The 16,850-nt window shown below is 64.7% G+C and carries 15 protein-coding genes; 10 read left to right on the top strand and 5 right to left on the bottom strand.

Features of this window, described 5'->3' with window-relative positions; genetic code table 11:
• Positions 1-118: 118 nt before the first annotated feature.
• The 5 genes from GGQ99_RS19900 (at position 119) to pta (ending at position 5,848) form a co-directional block, all read left to right on the top strand.
• On the top strand, positions 119-499 hold the full coding sequence (locus tag GGQ99_RS19900) for a nuclear transport factor 2 family protein (protein ID WP_183264009.1): 381 nt from the start codon (positions 119-121) through the stop codon (positions 497-499).
• 23 nt (positions 500-522) lie between these two features.
• Complete coding sequence (locus GGQ99_RS19895; protein WP_183263878.1) at positions 523-1,923, top strand: NAD(P)/FAD-dependent oxidoreductase; 1,401 nt, start codon at positions 523-525, stop codon at positions 1,921-1,923.
• Positions 1,924-1,966: 43 nt separating this feature from the next.
• Positions 1,967-3,742 carry a sulfoacetaldehyde acetyltransferase gene (gene xsc, locus GGQ99_RS19890; RefSeq protein WP_183263877.1) on the top strand — a complete coding sequence of 592 codons (1,776 nt, stop codon included), beginning with the start codon at positions 1,967-1,969 and terminating at the stop codon, positions 3,740-3,742.
• Between the two features lie 73 nt (positions 3,743-3,815).
• Entirely contained in the window at positions 3,816-4,850 is a 1,035-nt protein-coding gene (locus GGQ99_RS19885; protein WP_183263876.1) for a YeiH family protein, read from the top strand.
• Positions 4,850-5,848 carry a phosphate acetyltransferase gene (gene pta / locus GGQ99_RS19880; protein ID WP_183263875.1) on the top strand — a complete coding sequence of 333 codons (999 nt, stop codon included), beginning with the start codon at positions 4,850-4,852 and terminating at the stop codon, positions 5,846-5,848. The genes GGQ99_RS19885 and pta overlap by 1 nt, the downstream gene beginning before the upstream one ends.
• Before the next feature lie 33 nt (positions 5,849-5,881).
• On the opposite strand, the gene GGQ99_RS19875 is transcribed toward pta, so the two are convergent.
• The gene (locus GGQ99_RS19875; protein ID WP_108610357.1) at positions 5,882-6,724 is read right to left on the bottom strand and encodes a MurR/RpiR family transcriptional regulator; all 843 of its coding nucleotides are present in this window, start codon (positions 6,722-6,724) and stop codon (positions 5,882-5,884) included.
• Between the two features lie 240 nt (positions 6,725-6,964).
• Here GGQ99_RS19875 and GGQ99_RS19870 point away from each other — a divergent pair, with 240 nt between their 5' ends.
• Together GGQ99_RS19870 and GGQ99_RS19865 are read left to right on the top strand one after the other, a co-directional pair.
• A complete protein-coding gene (locus tag GGQ99_RS19870) occupies positions 6,965-8,413 on the top strand; it encodes an MFS transporter (protein WP_183263874.1) in 1,449 nt (482 codons plus the stop codon).
• Positions 8,414-8,415: 2 nt separating this feature from the next.
• Entirely contained in the window at positions 8,416-9,093 is a 678-nt protein-coding gene (locus tag GGQ99_RS19865; RefSeq protein ID WP_183263873.1) for an aspartate/glutamate racemase family protein, read from the top strand.
• A gap of 111 nt (positions 9,094-9,204) precedes the next feature.
• Here the strand turns inward: GGQ99_RS19865 and GGQ99_RS19860 are convergent, their stop codons facing one another.
• Together GGQ99_RS19860 and GGQ99_RS19855 are read right to left on the bottom strand one after the other, a co-directional pair.
• On the bottom strand, positions 9,205-9,609 hold the full coding sequence (locus GGQ99_RS19860) for a group II truncated hemoglobin (protein ID WP_183263872.1): 405 nt from the start codon (positions 9,607-9,609) through the stop codon (positions 9,205-9,207).
• A gap of 175 nt (positions 9,610-9,784) precedes the next feature.
• Positions 9,785-10,450, bottom strand: coding sequence for a 5-formyltetrahydrofolate cyclo-ligase (locus tag GGQ99_RS19855; protein ID WP_183263870.1), 666 nt, complete (start codon positions 10,448-10,450; stop codon positions 9,785-9,787).
• A gap of 127 nt (positions 10,451-10,577) precedes the next feature.
• Here GGQ99_RS19855 and GGQ99_RS19850 point away from each other — a divergent pair, with 127 nt between their 5' ends.
• The 3 genes from GGQ99_RS19850 (at position 10,578) to GGQ99_RS19840 (ending at position 15,035) form a co-directional block, all read left to right on the top strand.
• Positions 10,578-11,423 carry a LysR family transcriptional regulator gene (locus GGQ99_RS19850; RefSeq protein ID WP_183263869.1) on the top strand — a complete coding sequence of 282 codons (846 nt, stop codon included), beginning with the start codon at positions 10,578-10,580 and terminating at the stop codon, positions 11,421-11,423.
• Between the two features lie 142 nt (positions 11,424-11,565).
• Positions 11,566-12,732 (top strand): cystathionine gamma-synthase, encoded by a 1,167-nt coding sequence (gene metB / locus GGQ99_RS19845; protein ID WP_183263867.1) that lies wholly within the window; start codon positions 11,566-11,568, stop codon positions 12,730-12,732.
• 98 nt (positions 12,733-12,830) lie between these two features.
• Entirely contained in the window at positions 12,831-15,035 is a 2,205-nt protein-coding gene (locus tag GGQ99_RS19840) for an esterase-like activity of phytase family protein (protein WP_210307962.1), read from the top strand.
• Between the two features lie 63 nt (positions 15,036-15,098).
• Here the strand turns inward: GGQ99_RS19840 and GGQ99_RS19835 are convergent, their stop codons facing one another.
• Positions 15,099-15,902, bottom strand: coding sequence for an amino acid ABC transporter ATP-binding protein (locus GGQ99_RS19835; RefSeq protein ID WP_425486834.1), 804 nt, complete (start codon positions 15,900-15,902; stop codon positions 15,099-15,101).
• Positions 15,899-16,819: an amino acid ABC transporter permease gene (locus GGQ99_RS19830; protein ID WP_183263866.1), complete on the bottom strand. Its 921-nt coding sequence runs from the start codon at positions 16,817-16,819 to the stop codon at positions 15,899-15,901. Before GGQ99_RS19830 ends, GGQ99_RS19835 begins: the two co-directional genes overlap by 4 nt.
• Positions 16,820-16,850: the final 31 nt, after the last annotated feature.

Here is a 16,850-nt window from a genome sequence, read left to right as displayed (position 1 = left end):
GCCCGCGCACCCGGCAAATTCGCCGCCCGGCTGATCCCGGCCCAGCAACGACCAACAGTTTGCCGGGTTGCCCGGCCACGGCGAAGCCATGCCCAGAGACGAGGACCACGAAATGACGATCACCGCCGACGACCTTGCCAGCTTGTTCGACGCCTTCAACCGGCACGACATCGATGGCGTCATGCGTTTCTTCGCCGAGGGCTGCGTCTTCAACGGCGTCGCCGGGCCGGAAGTCCATGGCACCCGCTTCGAGGGGTCCGAGGCGATTGCCTCTGCCTTCAGCGGCGTGTGGAAGACGATGCCCGACGCGCACTGGGCCCATCACGGCCACTTCGTCCACGGCGATCGTGCCGTGTCCGAATGGACCTTCTCAGGCACCAATGGCGACGGCAGCCGCATCGAGGCGGAAGGCTGCGATCTGTTCACGCTCAGCGGCGGCAAGATCGTGCGCAAGCAGGCGTTCCGCAAGAACCGGCCGCTGCTTCCGGCGCAACGCTGAAGACGGCCAGGGAGGACGAGGAGATGCAACAACAGCTTGCCCGGCCGGTGGCTCAAAGGAAGCCTTTCGACCCGGCCTACGATCCCGTGCGCGCGCCCAATCCCGGCGATGGCAAGGACTACGCGCCAACCTACTGGATCGCCACCGCCGGCCCGCAGCCGGAAGACGACGGCCCCGTCACCCAGGACATCGACGTCGATGTCGCCATCATCGGCTCTGGCTACACCGGCTTGTCCTGCGCCATTCATCTGGCCAAGGAGCACGGCATCAAGGCGACGGTGCTCGAAGCCAACGGCGTTGCCTGGGGCTGCAGCACGCGCAATGGCGGCCAGGCGCAGATCTCCGCCGGGCGTCTCAAGCGTTCGCAGTGGATCGAGCGCTGGGGCGTCGACGTCGCCAAGAAGATGCATGTCGAGATCGCCGAAGCCTTCGACCTCTTCCGCGACCTGATCCGCTCGCCCGAGATCGACTGCGACCCCCAGGACGGCGGCCATCTCTACATCGCCCATCGCGACAAGGTGATGCCGTCGCTGGAAAAGGAATCGCGGCTGCTGAACGAGGTCTTCGGCTATCCGACCCGCATGATCGGGCGCGAGGAGGTCCATAGCGATTTCGTCCGCGACGCCGAAGCCAAAGGCGCGATGTACGAGCCCGACGGCATGGGCATCCATGCGGCGAAGCTCGCCTTCGGTTATCTCAGGCTCGCCCGCAAGCTCGGCGCCAGGGTGCACACGTCGAGCCCCGTGCTCGGCAGCGAGCTCAAGGGCGGCGTCCACCATCTGCGCACCCCTGGCGGAACGGTCCGCGCCCGCGCCGTTTGCATCGCCACGGCTGGCTACACCTCGCCCGGCCTGCATGACCTGACGCGGCACAGGCTGATGCCGATCCTGTCCAATTCGATCGTCACCCGGCCGCTGACCGACAGCGAGCGCGAAATGCTGAACTTCCAGACCCGCATCCCGCTGACCGACACGCGCACGCTGCGCCACTATTATCGGATGTTGCCGGACGGCCGTATGCAGATCGGCAGCCGCAGCGCCATTACCGGCCGCGACGCGGTCAACCCAAAGCACCTCGACCGCCTGCTCGAAGGGCTCTACCGCAAGTTTCCGGTCCTGCGCGGCATCGAGGTCGACTACTCCTGGTGGGGCTGGGTCGATGTCAGCCACGACATGATGCCGCGCATCTTTCGGCCCGACCCGAAGCAACAGCTGTTCTACGCCATGGGTTATGGCGGCAACGGCGTCATGTATTCGGCCCAGGCCGGCCGCCGCATGGCCCAGATGGTCGCCGGCAAGGGCGGCGAACTCGACCTCCCGATCTTCACCTCGCCGCTGCCGAGTCACGGCCTGCTGACGCCGTTTAGGCGCCTCGGCCAGTGGGGAATGTACCGCTGGTATTACCTCAAGGACGAAATCCTCTAGCCCTCCCAGGCCGCCCCCACCTGCACTTGAAAGGAACAAAACCATGAAGATGACCACCGAAGAAGCATTCGTCAAAGTTCTCCAGATGCATGGTATCGAGCATGCGTTCGGCATCATCGGCTCGGCTATGATGCCCGTGTCGGACCTGTTCCCGAAGGCCGGCATCAAGTTCTGGGACTGCGCCCATGAGACCAACGCCGGCATGATGTGCGACGGCTTCAGCCGCGCCACCGGCACCATGGCGATGGCTATCGGCCAGAACGGTCCAGGCGTGACGGGTTTCATCACCGCGATGAAGACCGCCTACTGGAACCACACGCCGATGCTGATGGTGACGCCGCAGGCGTCGAACAAGACCATCGGCCAGGGCGGCTTCCAGGAGGTCGACCAGATGGCGATGTTCGAGGAAATGGTCTGCTACCAGGAAGAGGTGCGCGACCCCTCCCGCATTCCCGAGGTGCTGAACCGCGTCATCGAAAAAGCCTGGCGCGGCTGTGCGCCGGCGCAGATCAACATCCCACGCGACTACTGGACCCATGTTATCGACGTCGACCTGCCGAGCATCGTCCGGCTCGAGCGGCCTTCGGGCGGACAGCAGGCCATCGCCGAGGCGGCCCGGCTCCTGTCCGAGGCGAAGTTCCCGGTCATCCTCAACGGCGCCGGCGTCGTGATCGGCGAAGCCATCCCGGATTCCATGGCGCTGGCCGAACGGCTCGACGCACCCGTCTGCTGTGGTTACCAGCACAACGACGCCTTCCCCGGCAGCCATCGCCTCGCCGCCGGCCCGCTCGGCTACAACGGCTCGAAGGCGGCGATGGAACTGATCGCCAAGGCCGACGTGGTGCTGGCGCTCGGCACCCGCCTCAACCCGTTCTCGACCTTGCCGGGCTACGGCATCGACTATTGGCCGAAGAATGCCGCGATCATCCAGGTCGACATCAATGCCGACCGCATCGGCTTGACCAAGAAGGTGTCCGTCGGCATCTGCGGTGACGCCAAGCAGGTGGCGCGCCAGATCCTCGAACAGCTGAGCCCGTCCGCCGGCAATGCCGGTCGCGAGGAGCGCAAGGCGGCGATCCATCAGACCCGCTCGGCCTGGCTGCAGCAGCTGTCGTCGATGGACCACGAGGAAGACGACGTCGGCACCGAGTGGAACGCTACCGCGCGTCTCCGCGAAGCCAACCGCATGTCGCCGCGCCAGGCCTGGCGGGCGATCCAAGCGGCGCTGCCGAAGGAGGCGATCATCTCGACCGACATCGGCAACAACTGCGCCATCGGCAACGCCTATCCGAGCTTCGAACAGGGCCGGAAGTACCTGGCGCCGGGTATGTTCGGCCCTTGCGGCTATGGCTTCCCGTCGATCGTCGGTGCCAAGATCGGCCGACCCGACGTTCCGGTCGTCGGCTTCGCCGGCGACGGTGCCTTCGGCATCTCGATGAACGAGATGGGAGCCATCGGCCGAGAGGGCTGGCCGGCGATCACCATGGTGATCTTCCGCAACTACCAATGGGGTGCCGAAAAGCGCAACACGACGCTCTGGTACGACAACAACTTCGTCGGCACCGAGCTCAACCCCAACCTCAGCTACGCCAAGATCGCCGATGGCTGCGGGCTGAAGGGCGTCGTTGCCGACACACCGGCGGCGCTGACGGCGGCCCTTCACAAGGCAATCGACGACCAGGCCAAGGGCGTCACCACCTTCGTCGAGGTCATCCTCAACCAGGAACTCGGCGAGCCGTTCCGCCGCGACGCGATGAAGAAGCCGGTGCCGGTTGCCGGCATCGAGCGCTCCGACATGCGCCAGCAGAAGCTCGCCTGACCTGCCGACAACCCACGCCTGCCCGGCCCGCCGGGCGGGCGAGGACTACAGCACCGTGACCGGGAATGATTTGATGAACACCGCCGCCGCAACCCAACGCTTCAATGGCCTGCCTTCGGTGGTACAGACCTATTGGCCCGGCCTCGCGGTCACCGGTGCCGTGGCGATTGCCGCGCAGTTCCTGTCCGACCACTATGGCGCGCCGGCCATGCTGATGGCGCTGCTGCTCGGCATCGCCTTCCACTTCCTGTCCGAGGAAGGACGTTGCGTCGCCGGCATCGACTTCTGCGCCAAGAAGGTGTTGCGCATCGGCGTCGCCCTGCTCGGCATGCGCATCAGCGTCGACCTGCTCGTCGGCCTCGGCGCCAGTACGATCCTTTTGCTGGTCGCTGCCATCGCAGCCACCATCGTCTTCGGCCTGATTGCGGCCAAGCTGCTCGGTCGTGGCTGGCGCCTCGCCCTCATCACCAGCGGTTCGGTCGCCATCTGCGGCGCCTCGGCTGCGATGGCGATTGCCGCGGTCCTGCCCAAGAACGAATTCTCCGAGCGCAACCTGATCTTCACCGTGCTGTCGGTGACGGTGCTGTCGACGCTGGCCATGATCGCCTATCCGATCATCGCCCAGACGATGGGGCTCGACGCCCGCGCCACCGGCATCTTTTTCGGCGGCACCATCCACGACGTCGCCCAGGTCGTCGGTGCGGGTTTCTCCGTCTCCCCCGAGGCAGGCGAGACGGCGACGCTGGTCAAGCTGATCCGGGTGACCATGCTGGCGCCGGTGGTGCTCATCTTCTCCATCGCCACGCGCAATGTCGCCCAGCCGGCCGGCGAGACGGGCAAGCGCCCGCCGCTGCTGCCCGGCTTCGTCATCGCCTTTCTCATCCTCGCCGCAGCCAACTCATTCGGCCTCGTTCCCGAAGCCGTTTCGAAGGCCGGCATGGAGGCGTCGCGCTGGGCGCTGCTCGCCGGCATCGTCGCCGTCGGCATGAAGACCGCGCTGCGCCGCGTGCTCGACGTCGGCGGCGACGCGGTCGCGCTGATCGTCGCCGAGACGATCTTCATCGGCCTCTTCATCCTCGCCGGCATCTACTATCTGGGGCACGCCTGATGAAACCGCTGGAACGCATCATCGCCACCGCGAAACAGACACCCAGGCGCATCGTGCTCGCCGAGGGCGAGGACCCGCGCATCGTCGAGGCGGCGGTCCGGGCCAGGCGCGAAGGCATCGCCGAAATCACCCTGGTCGGCAATCGCGGCGTCATCGAGCGGCGGCTGGCCGACGTTGGTGCGGACCCGCAGGAATTCCGTATCGAGGACCCGCAAGCTTCGCCCCTCGCCTCCCGGCTCGCTGCTGCCTACCACGAGCTGCGCAAGGCCAAGGGCGTCGATGCCGCTGCGGCAGCGGAAGCCCTGCGTTCCCCCCTGATCTTTGCCGCCATGATGGTGCGCGAGGGCGAGGCCGACGGCACGGTCGGCGGGGCCGTTGCCACCACCGCCGATACCGTGCGGGCGGCGTTGCAGACCATCGGCCGGGCGCCGGGCGTCGGCCTGGTGTCCAGCTTCTTCCTGATGATGCTGTGCCAGCCCCATCACGCAAAGAAGGGCGCTTTCGTCTTTGCCGATTGTGGCCTGGTCGTCGATCCCGATGCCGCCGGCCTCGCCGACATCGCGCGCATGTCCGCGCGCTCCTACCAGGCGCTGGCGGGTGGCGCTGCCAAGGTCGCGATGCTGTCGTTCTCGACCAATGGCAGCGCGGCACACGAGCGCGTGTCGAAGGTGGTCGAGGCAACGCGCCTGGCGCATGCCGCCGACCCCGAGCTGGTCATCGACGGCGAATTGCAGTTTGACACCGCCTTCGTCGAAGCCGTCAGTGCTTCCAAGGCGCCGAACTCGGCGCTGCACGGCGAAGCCAACGTCTTCGTCTTCCCCAATCTCGACGCCGCCAATATCGGCTACAAGATCGCCCAGCGCATCGGCGGGGCCGACGCCATCGGTCCGATCCTGCAAGGGCTTGCCAAGCCGGCGAACGACCTGTCGCGCGGCTGCAGCGTCGACGACGCCTACCACATGATTGCCGTGACGGTGGTTCAGGCGAACCAGGGCTAGCCCAGCAACGACATCAAGTCGGCTTGAGCGCCCCTACAGCTCTTCCAGTGCGTCGCCGAAGCTCTCGATGCCCCTGAGGCGCGTCCGGCCGGCGGCGCCAGCGCGTTCGATGGCTCGGGTCGCCAGAAGATGGCAGATCGCCATCGCCGAAACGTGGTTGAACAGAGGTCCCGGCGCCAGCGTCTGGCAGCGGAAGTGCCACGCCGCGCTCTGCCTGTGGGGCACGCCCTCGTCGGTGATGTAGAGCAGCCTGGCTCCGCTTTTCTCGATGGCCGAGAGCACCATTTCCATGCGCGCGATGCGGCGGCGCAGTCCGAACACGACCGCCACGTCGTCCTTGCCGACGCTGACCAGATGTTCGCCCAACGTCTGCCCGCCGCCCGGAATGGAAACGATGTTTTCCACCACTTGCGTCATCTGCCATTGGAAATAGTCGGCGAAGGGATGGCTGCTGCGGAAGCCGAGCACCCAGATCTTGCGGCTGGCCAGCATCGCCTCCACCGCGGCATCGATCTGGCTGTCGGTGATGGTGGCGAAGGTGCCTTCGATGTTGGCGATGCCCTGCGCCACATGGGCCGCCAGCGACTGGACCCCGGCGGTGTCGGTCGATGTCGTCAGGAACAGGCGCGAGCCGGTCTGCTTTTCCTCGCGGGCATGACGGCGGGCTTCCTCGTAGTTTTCATAGCCCAACCGTTTGACGAAACGCGACACGGTTGCGTTCGAGACATTGGCCAGGTTGGCGAGTTCCGACGCCGAGTAGCTGGCCAGCTCTCCGGGAAAGTCGCAGACGAAGTCGCCGAGCCGCCGCTCGGCCGGATGCAACTGGTCGAGTGCCTCCCGCACGCGGAAAAGAAAGGGCCGTTCCTTGGGGGTCATGCAGTCGTCCGCCACGCTTGTCGTCGTGCACATTTGCGCGCGATGCGCCCTCTCCGCAAGGGGCAGACATCGGGGAGCATCGCTTGGATCGTCCCAATCACGCAGGAATCACAACGACATAACCGCTGGCCGCGAGACATTGGGGCCCCTCCATCAGATTCAGCTGTAAAAAGCCAATTTCATATGATACTTTTGTGAAAATCAGTTTTCACATCTGGTTCAGCCAAGGGAGGAGAAACCATGGCAGCGGAAAGTATGGTGCAATCCGGCAAGACATCGCCGGTCATTCGACAACTTGAGGGAGCGCTAAGCCGCATAGGTGTCACCGGCGCCCATAAGCAGATCATCGCGCTGGTGCTCATCGGCGTGCTGTTCGACGCCTTCGAGCAGAACACGATCGGCGTTTCAGGGCCGATGCTCAAGGCAAGCTGGGGGCTGACCGGCGCCGACATCGGCCTGCTCAACACCATCACCTTCGGCAGCGCGGCCATCGGGCGGCTCCTGTCGGGCATTCTCGGCGATCGCTATGGCCGCCGCGTGATGCTGACCTTCAATCTCCTGCTCTTCACCATCGGTTCGCTTGCCTGCGCACTGGCGCCGAACTTCGCCGCGCTCGCAATTGCGCGTGGTATCGTCGGCTTCGGCATCGGCGGCGAGATCTCGACCGCGGTGACCATGCTATCAGAGTTCTGCTCGCCCAAGTTCCGCGGCACGGCCGCGGGCCTGGTCAATGTCGGCGCCGGCGGCTTCGGCAACTTCCTGGCACCTGCCTTCGGCTTGTTGATCTTCACGATTTTTCCGGGCGAGGACGGCTGGCGCTGGCTGTTTGCCGCACTCGCGCTGCCGGCGCTGCTGGTGGTGTTCTACCGCCGCTTTGTGCCCGAGACGCCGCGCTTCCTTGCCTCGCAGGGCAGGATAGCGGAGGCCAACAAGGTGCTGTCGATCCTGGAATCGGGAACGCTGCGTCCGAAGAACCTTGTCGTGCGCGAGTACCTCAAGGACGACCAAGCACAGGAAGCCCCGGCCAAGGACAGCTGGAAAGAGCTGTTCCGCGCGCCCTACCTCGGCCGCACCATCCCGGTCGCCATTGCCATCCTGATGAGCTACGGCGCGCAGCTGTCGGTGCTGACGCTGATGCCAATCATCTTCGTGTCCATGGGCTACACGCTGCAGGGCAGCCTGCTTTATTCGATGATCATCCAGAGCGGCAGCGTGCTCGGCGCCATCGCTGCGTCGATGTTCGGCTACTACTTCCCGCGCAAGAAGGTACTGACTGTCGGCGCCATCTTCGCCTGCCTCGCGGCCGTGTCGATCGCCACGCTCGGCACCAACATCTACCTGGTGCTCATGTTCGGCGCGATCTTCCAGTTCTTCGTGCTGCTCTTGAACACCTCCATCTGGATCTATGCGCCTGAACTGTTCCCGACCCGCATCCGCGCCTTCGGCGTTGCCTTCATCCTGGCGACGGGATCGGCGGCGGGCTCCTTCGTGCCCACCATCTCGGGCGCGCTGTTCGACAACTACGGCATGATCGGCGTGTTCGGGCTGGCGGCAGCGATGTATGCGGTTTTCGCCGTCTGCATCCAGATGGGTCCCGAGACCTATGGCATGTCGATGGAAGATCTTACCCAGCCGGCGGAGGTCGAAACGCCCGAAGCGTCGACCTTGCAGGCACAAGCAAGAGCGTAAACATGAACACGGCCCCACACATCCTGTTGATCAATCCAAACAGCTCGCGCGCAACCAGCGACATGATGCATGCCATTGCGCGCAAGACCGCAACAGGACGAATGGCCGTGGCGGTTGCCACGGCCAGCCGGAACCCGCCGATGATCGTTAACGGCGCACAGCTCGAAGCTGCCGCCGACCAGGTCATCGAGATCGGTGTCGGCCATGATGCGGACTGCCGCGGCATCGTGGTCAGCGCCTTCGGCGATCCCGGCCTTGCGGCACTCAGGCAACGGGTCGCCGTTCCTGTGGTCGGCATCTGCGAGGCCTCGATGATCGAGGCTTCGCGCGACGGGCGGAGGTTTGGCGTCGCCACCACGACACCAGACCTTGCCGAAGCGATTGCCGGCCGCGCCCGCGACCTGGGGCTCGCCCATCTCTATTCGGGCATCCGGTGCACGCCGGGCGATCCCATCGCTGTGGCAGGAGATGAAAAGCTGCTCGAGCGGTCGCTTGCCGAAGCGGTGCGCGAATGCATCGAACTGGATCGAGCCGAAGCCGTCATCATCGGCGGCGGGCCACTCGGCCAGGCGGCCGAGCAACTGCAGCCGATGTTCGAGACACCGATCATCGCACCCATTCCCTGTGCCATGGAGCGGGTGCTCGGCCTTGTGCCGGTCAGTGCGGAAGTGGCCTGCTGAGGCGGCTTTCGCCTAACTCCAGGGTCTGCTCCCGCAAACCAGGAACCAGGCCCTGGCAAATATCAGGCGCGAGGACATCGATAGGGCCTCATTCCGAACCGGAATGGGGTCCTATTCACGATTCCGCGTCGTCTCCGCGGCGAAGGTGAAATGGCGCATGATGAGGTCCTGCAGGCGTTCCGGCAGTTCCGCCTTGTCGACAGCCTGCCGCATGCACTTCAGCCAGAGGTCGCGCAACTCCGGACCGATGGCGACATGCTCGTGGATCTCCTTCAGCCGTGAATGTCCATGCTTCTGGACGTAGTAGCTCGGGCCGCCGAAGAAACCGCAGAGATAGTTGAACTGCTCCTCGCGAGAGTGGGCGACACCGTGGCCCCTGCGGTGGAGCAGGTGCAGTTCCGCTGCTTCTTCATCCTGCTCGACGATGTCGTAGAAAATCTCGACCAGCCGCCGGATGGCCTCCTCGCCGCCGAGTTCGTGGTAGAGCGACCGCCCCTTCTGCACAACTTCGTTCAAGATTACCTACCTCCTCCGGTCTGGTACGCTTGCGCAATGACGCCTTGGACCCCAAGCCGGCCAATGGCGTGAAGAACCGGGAATGCTCCGCTCCCGGCGTAGCCAAAACGTAACACCGGCATGCTCCGCGACAAGCGCCAAGTGCCGTCCGGACCCGCGACTTATTATCCCCTGCTCATTCGTCGGTGACGATGACGTCCATCGGAATGTCATGCGGTTGCGGATAGATCGTCGGAATCCGGCTCCCGGTGTAGCCAACCCCGATCACCAGCGGCCTTCTAGGCATTGCCGCCAGTGTCCTGTCGAAGAAGCCGCCGCCATAACCGAGGCGGTAGTTGGCATCGTCGAAGCCCACCACCGGCGCGATGACGACATCGGGTTGCACTGCCGGCCCGTGCGAAGGCACGAGGATGTTCCATACGCCGCGCTCCAGCGGGTCGCCCGGCGACCAGACGCGGAACTCCAGCGGCCAGGCCTTCTGGATGACGACGGGCAAGGCGATCCTGCCGCCGCGCATGATCACCCGCACCGCCCAGTTGCGCAGGTCCGGCTCGCCGCGGAACGGCCAGTAGACGCTGACCAGCCGGCCGGACACCTTGCCGATCGCCTCGTCGAGCGCCGCGGCGATGCGTTCCGACTTCGCCGTCCGCTCTTCGGCGCCGACAAGAAGCCGCTCGTCGATCAGGCGGGTTCGTTCGGCCTTGCGCCATCTGGTGACGTCGGGCCATCTGTCCCGCGACACCGCCTGAGCCTGATAGTCCGGTGACAGCTCGTGCATGAAGCACGGCGGCGAGGCATATTCGTGCGTTTCGGGAGGGGCACCCTTTTCGTCGGATATCATCTACCGTTTCCTTTGCCGCGATGACGACCCACGTCGTCCTTTGCGAAAAATTGCGCCGCGCCAAACAAGAACGCAAACGGAATTAAATGCTATATGAGTGCAATAATTTTGCTTTGAACTGGATGCCATGGACATAGATCGCGCCCGTACGTTCCTTGAAATCGTCCACTGCGGCAGCTTCCTCAGGGCTGCCGACCGGCTGCATGTGACCCAGACGACGGTCAGCGCGCGAATCCGCACGCTGGAGGAGGAGCTTGGGCGGCAACTCTTCACCCGCAACCGCAACGGCGCCCAGCTGACGCCCGCCGGCCGCGAGTTCGAACGCTACGCCCAGTCGTTCGTACAGATCTGGGAGCGCGCCCGGCACCAGCTCGCCATCCCTTCGGGACGCACGAGCGTTGTCGCGCTCGGTGGGGAACTCAGCCTGTGGAATCCCCTGCTGCTCGACTGGCTTGTCTGGATGAAGCAGGCCAAGCCCGAGATCGCCATCCATGCCCATGTCGGCGTTCCCGACCAGTTGCTCGACCAGTTGCGGACCGGCGTGCTCGACATCGCCATTCTCTATGCGCCCAAGCTGTTGCCCGGCTTCAAGGTCGAGATCCTGCAGGAAGAACAGCTCGTGCTGGTCAGGACGGTGGCGAAGGACGGCAAGCGGGATGCGGCCAGCACCTATGTCTATGTCGACTGGGGGCCGCTGTTCGCCGCCCAGCACGATGCCACTTCGACGGCTTTCGGCGAGCCGGGGCTGTTCGTCGGCCTTGGTCCGCTCGGCCTGAGCTACATCCTGCGTGCCGGCGGCATGGGCTATTTCCGCAAGGGTGTCGTCGCGCCGCTGATCGCTGCGGGTGAACTCGAAACGGTCGAAGGCGCGCCCGAATTCACCTATCCGGTTTATGCCGTCTACCCCGAGGCAAGCGAGGGACGCACGGACGTGCAGGAGGCACTGGACGGGCTGAAGCAGGTCGTCCGGTAGGCACAACCTGAGATCAGGGCGGTTCAAGTGCCCTTTGCAGCAATTTTCTTGCAGCCAACCAGCAATATCATTCGTTTGCCTGCTGTCGGACCCAGTGCTTAGGTCGTCTTTCCAACGGGGTGGGATGGAAGGAATGACTGGCATGGCCGAACCAAGGGAACCCAGGACTGTCGCTGCGGCCAACGGCATCGCCGGCGACCAGGGCTTCGGCGCCGTCAACCCGCCACTCTACCTCTCGAGCACCTTCGTCTTCCCCGGCTTCGAGAGACCCGGCAGCTACGAATACACGCGTGCCGCCAATCCCAGCCGCGACCTGCTTGCCGATACGCTCGCCAGGCTGGAAGGCGGCGCGGGCGCGGTGGTGACCGCCTCGGGCATGGCCGCGGTCGACCTGGTTCTGGGACTGATGGGGCGAGACGATCTCGTCGTGGCACCGCATGATTGCTACGGCGGCACCTACCGCCTGCTGTCCCTGCGACGGGACAAGGGACAGTTCGACGTGCTTTTCGTTGACCAGGGCGACGAGGCTGCATTGTTCGCAGCGCTGGCCAGGAAACCGGCGCTGGTGCTCATCGAGACCCCGAGCAATCCATTGATGCGCGTCGTAGACATCAGGACGATTGCCGCCCGGGCCAGGCGCGCCGGCGCCAAGGTCGCCGTGGACAACACCTTCCTGTCGCCGGCGCTGCAGAGGCCGATCGCGCTGGGGGCCGATTTCGTCATCCATTCGACGACGAAATATCTCAACGGCCATTCCGACGTGGTCGGCGGCGCCGTCATCGCCGCCGACAAGGCGGACGTCGAGGCGCTGTCGGACTGGGCGAAAATCACCGGCGTGACGGGAGCGCCGTTCGATTCCTATCTGACCCTGCGTGGCCTGCGTACCTTGTTTCCGCGCATCGAGCACCAGCAGGCGAATGCCGCAGCCATAGCCGAATTCCTGGAACGACAGCCGCAGGTCAGCGCGGTCCACTATCCCGGCCTGAAGTCGCATCCCGGCCATGCCATCGCCAGCGCGCAGCAGGCGGGCTTCGGCGCCATGCTGAGTTTCCAACTGGCCGGCGGCGTCGATGCGGTCCGCAGTTTCGTCGAAGCCGTGAGAGTGTTCACCCTGGCGGAATCGCTGGGCGGCGTCGAAAGCCTGGTCGCTCACCCCGCCACCATGACCCACGCGAGCATGGGCGCCGAAGCCCGGCTAGCCGCAGGCATCAGCGACGGGCTGCTGCGGCTGTCGATCGGGCTGGAGGCCGAGACGGACCTGATCTCCGACCTGGAAACGGCGCTCACCGCCATCGACAAGGCGCGATAGGAACGCCTGTCACCAAACCATCATCCAGCTGTCATCGTGCTGAAATCTCGCTGCCCCAAACGGAACCCGCAATTCCGTTCAGGCAAAGAGGTTTCACCATGTCAGGCAACATCAACCGTAAGCTCCTGCTCTTGACCACCGCGCTTGCCGCGTCGGCCGCCCTCCCCGCTCATGCAGCCGAGGTCTTCAACCGCGTCGCCACCTTCCCGGTCTCGCAGAACCTGCCGGCCGACGTAGATGCGGCCACGCCGACGTCGTCGGAAATCATCACCGCGACCGATGACGGCATGACGCTCGTCTATTCCGATAGCCCGCTCGGCGCCGTCGGCTTCATCGACCTCACCGACCCCAAGGCGCCGAAGGCTGCCGGCATCGTCAAGATCGACGGCGAGCCGACCTCGGTCACCGTGCTCAGCGGCAAGGTACTCGCCGGCGTCAACACGTCGAAGAGCAAACAGGAGCCATCCGGCAACCTGACCGTGATCGACCTGGCATCCAAGAAGATCGACGCCAGCTGCGACCTCGGCGGCCAGCCCGACTCGGTGGCGCTGAGCAAGGACGGCAAGCTGCTTGCCGTCGCCATTGAAAACGAACGCGACGAGGAACTCAACGAAGGTGCGCTGCCGCAGTTGCCAGCTGGCAACCTCAAGATCATCGCCATGAACGACGGCGCGCCCGATTGCGCCTCGATCAAGACCGTCGACCTGACCGGCATCGCCGCTGTTTCGCCTGAAGATCCGGAGCCGGAATTCGTCGCCTTCAACGATAAGGGCGAGATCGCCGTCACGCTCCAGGAAAACAACCACATCGCCATCGTCGATGCCGCCAGTGGCAAGGTCGTTTCCCACTTCCCGGCCGGCGAGGTCACGCTCGAAAACGTCGACACCAGGAAGGACGGTGCGCTGTCTTTCACCGGCAAGGTCGAGAATACGCCGCGCGAACCCGACGCGGTGAAGTGGCTCGACGATGAGCGCCTCGTCGTTGCCAATGAAGGCGACTACAAGGGCGGCGCGCGCGGCTTCACCATCTTCTCCAGGGCTGGCGCGGTGCTGTACGAATCCGGTCCGGCTTTCGAATATCAGGCGGCCGCCGCCGGCCACTATCCAGACGCCCGCAACAAGAAGGGCATCGAGCCCGAAGGCCTCGAATTCGCAAGCTTCGGCGACCAGAAGCTGATCTTCGTGGCAGCCGAACGCGCCTCGCTCGTCGGCGTCTACAAGGACACCGGTGCCGAGCCCGAATTCCTCCAACTGCTGCCTTCGGGCATCGGGCCGGAAGGCCTGGTCGCCATCCCGCAACGCAAGCTCCTGGTCACCGCCAACGAGACCGACCTCGTCGAGGACGGCCTCGCCCGCTCGCATGTCATGGTCTACGAACTTGGCGAGGGTGACGCTGCCTATCCGCAGATCGTCTCGAGCTTCAAGGACGACGGCACCCCGCTCGGCTGGGGTGCTCTCTCGGGCCTCGCTGCCGATCCCAAGGAAGCCGGCAAGCTCTATGCCGTTTCGGACTCGGTCTATCGTTCGGCGCCTGCGATCTTCACCATCGACACCACCAAGACCCCGGCCCTGATCGCCGAAAAGACCATCGTCACGCGCGACGGCCAGCCGGCGCAGAAGCTCGATCTCGAAGGCCTCGTGGCCGACGGCAAGGGCGGCTTCTGGCTGGCTTCCGAAGGCCGCAGCGACAAGCTGACCCCGCACGCTGTCTACAACGTCAACGCCAAGGGCGAGATCAAGGAAGAGATCGCCTTCCCGGCCGAGCTTCTGGCCGGCGAGACCCGTTTCGGCCTCGAAGGCATCACCATTGTCGGCGAAGGCGACGACCTGACGCTGGTCATGGCGATCCAGCGTGAATGGGCCAACGACCCGAAGGGCCAGGTCAAGCTGCTTGCCTACAAGCCCAAGGCCAAGGAGTGGTCGGCGGTGCGCTATCCGCTCGACGCCACCGAAAAGGGCTGGGTCGGCCTGTCGGAGATCACCGCCCATGACGGCAAGCTCTATATCGTCGAGCGCGACAACCTGATCGGCGCGGAAGCCAAAAACAAGCGCATCTATGCGGTGGCGCTCGACGGCTTCAAGCCGGCCAAGCTTGGCGGCGAACTGCCGGTGGTGGAAAAGGCGCTGGTGCGCGACCTGCTGCCCGATCTCAAGTCGGCCAACGGCTACGTCGTCGACAAGGTCGAGGGCTTCGCCATCGACGCATCAGGCGAAGCCTTCGTCGTCACCGACAATGATGGCGTCGACGACTCCTCGGGCGAAACCCTGTTCCTGCGCCTCGGCAACATCGCCGCCATCAACTGAGCGGCGTTCGAAAAAAGGGGCAGCGCTCGGCGCTGCCCCTTTTTATGCTTGAAGAGCCGCCTCTCACAGCACGTGAGACAGGAACTCCCGTGTCCGCGGCGATTGCGGGTTGGCGATCATTTCCCTGGGTTCGCCCCGCTCCTCGACGACGCCGCGATCCATGAAGATCAACTGGTCGCCGACCTCGCGGGCAAAGCCGATCTCGTGGGTCACCACCACCATCGTCATGCCGCTTTCGGCAAGGTCGCGCATGACCACCAGCACTTCGCCGACCAGCTCGGGGTCGAGCGCCGAGGTCGGCTCGTCGAACAGCAGGACCTTGGGGTTCATCGCCAGTGCACGAGCGATGGCCACGCGTTGTTGCTGCCCGCCGGAAAGCTGGCGCGGATAGGCGTCGGCCTTTGCCGAAAGCCCGACGCGTTCGAGCAGTGCAAAGGCCTTTTCCTTGGCTTCGGCCTTGGACATGCCCTTCACCATCATCGGCGCCTCGATTAGGTTTTCGAGCGCCGTCATGTGCGAGAACAGGTTGAACGACTGGAACACCATGCCGATGTCGGCGCGGCGCTGGCACAGCAGCTTGTTGTTGACCTCGTAGAGCTTGCCGTGGCGCAGGTCGTAGCCGACGAACTCGCCGTCGACCAGGAGCACGCCGCCGCTGACCTCCTCCAGGTGATTGATGCAGCGCAGGAAGGTGCTCTTGCCCGAACCCGAAGGGCCGATGACGCAGGCGACCGATCCTGTGGGCACATTGAGGTCGATGCCCTTCAGCACTTCCACATTGCCGAAGGATTTCCGCACGCCGCGGGCAAACACCATGGAGTTGTCGGGTACGCCGAAGCGGGCCTGGTTTTCTGCTTTCGATGTCATGCTGGCTGTGCCATCCGTCCGAACCTGAAGGCGCGTTTCAGCATCTCGCCCAACGACGCGCCCTGCTGCTGGTCGCTCCTACCGTAATATTGCTCGATATAGTGCTGCCCGATCGACAGGATGGTGACGACGAACAGGTACCAGAAAGCCACCACGATCAGCAGCGGTATGGTCTCGAAGGTGCGGGCGTAGATGCTCTGAGCGGCATATAGCAGGTCGTTGACCGCGATGATGGTGACCAGGGACGTCGTCTTCAGCAGGTTGATCGTCTCGTTGCCGGTCGGCGGCACGATGAAGCGCATCGCCTGGGGCAGCGTGATGCGGCGCAGGATCAGCCGGTGGTTCATGCCGAGGCTGCCGGCTGCCTCGGTCTGGCCTGATGCCACCGAGTTGATGCCGGCGCGCACGATCTCGGCCATGTAGCCGGCTTCATGCAGCGATAGCGCAATGACGGCCGCCACGAAGGGCGTCATGACGTCGTTGGTCTTGATCGTGAACAGCGTGCCGACGAATGGCAGCGTCAGCGAAAATTCGCGCACGATGAGCGACAGGTTGAACCAGAAGATCAGCTGGATCAGCGCCGGTGCGCCGCGGAAGAACCAGATATAGGCGCTGGCGAAGGCGTTGAGGATCCGGCTCGGCGACAGCCTCATGATGGCAACGATGGTGCCGATGATGATCGCCAGCACCATGATGGTGACCGTCAGCAGCAGCGTCTGGCCCAGGCCGCGAATGATCGAGGGGTGGAACAGGTACTTGCCGACCGTCGGCCAGTCGAAGGCCGGGTTGGTGGCGAGAGCCTTCAGGATCAGCCCGAGTATGACCAGCGTGATCGCCGTGCCGACCCAAAGGCCATAGTGGCGCAGCGGTACGACGGTCAGCGCCTCCGGCGGTGCTTGCGTTTCGGCCCGGTCCATTCAGGCGCCCTCTCAAAAAATGGTAGTGGCC

Origin of the sequence: Aminobacter niigataensis, from assembly GCF_014200015.1 — a bacterium.
GTDB classification, from domain to species: domain Bacteria; phylum Pseudomonadota; class Alphaproteobacteria; order Rhizobiales; family Rhizobiaceae; genus Aminobacter; species Aminobacter niigataensis.
Note: the sequence above shows the minus strand (reverse complement) of the source record. Positions and strands in the feature narration are given on the sequence as shown.

Bases quoted from the DNA above. Each gene is read 5' to 3' on its own strand.
- GGQ99_RS19895 (WP_183263878.1), top strand. From the start codon at position 523: ATGCAACAACAGCTTGCCCGGCCGGTGGCTCAAAGGAAGCCTTTCGAC.
- xsc (WP_183263877.1), top strand. From the start codon at position 1,967: ATGAAGATGACCACCGAAGAAGCATTCGTCAAAGTTCTCCAGATGCAT.
- GGQ99_RS19885 (WP_183263876.1), top strand. From the start codon at position 3,816: ATGAACACCGCCGCCGCAACCCAACGCTTCAATGGCCTGCCTTCGGTG.
- pta (WP_183263875.1), top strand. From the start codon at position 4,850: ATGAAACCGCTGGAACGCATCATCGCCACCGCGAAACAGACACCCAGG.
- GGQ99_RS19875 (WP_108610357.1), bottom strand. From the start codon at position 6,724: ATGACCCCCAAGGAACGGCCCTTTCTTTTCCGCGTGCGGGAGGCACTC.
- GGQ99_RS19870 (WP_183263874.1), top strand. From the start codon at position 6,965: ATGGCAGCGGAAAGTATGGTGCAATCCGGCAAGACATCGCCGGTCATT.
- GGQ99_RS19865 (WP_183263873.1), top strand. From the start codon at position 8,416: ATGAACACGGCCCCACACATCCTGTTGATCAATCCAAACAGCTCGCGC.
- GGQ99_RS19855 (WP_183263870.1), bottom strand. From the start codon at position 10,450: ATGATATCCGACGAAAAGGGTGCCCCTCCCGAAACGCACGAATATGCC.
- GGQ99_RS19850 (WP_183263869.1), top strand. From the start codon at position 10,578: ATGGACATAGATCGCGCCCGTACGTTCCTTGAAATCGTCCACTGCGGC.
- metB (WP_183263867.1), top strand. From the start codon at position 11,566: ATGGCCGAACCAAGGGAACCCAGGACTGTCGCTGCGGCCAACGGCATC.
- GGQ99_RS19840 (WP_210307962.1), top strand. From the start codon at position 12,831: ATGTCAGGCAACATCAACCGTAAGCTCCTGCTCTTGACCACCGCGCTT.
- GGQ99_RS19835 (WP_425486834.1), bottom strand. From the start codon at position 15,902: ATGACATCGAAAGCAGAAAACCAGGCCCGCTTCGGCGTACCCGACAAC.
- GGQ99_RS19830 (WP_183263866.1), bottom strand. From the start codon at position 16,819: ATGGACCGGGCCGAAACGCAAGCACCGCCGGAGGCGCTGACCGTCGTA.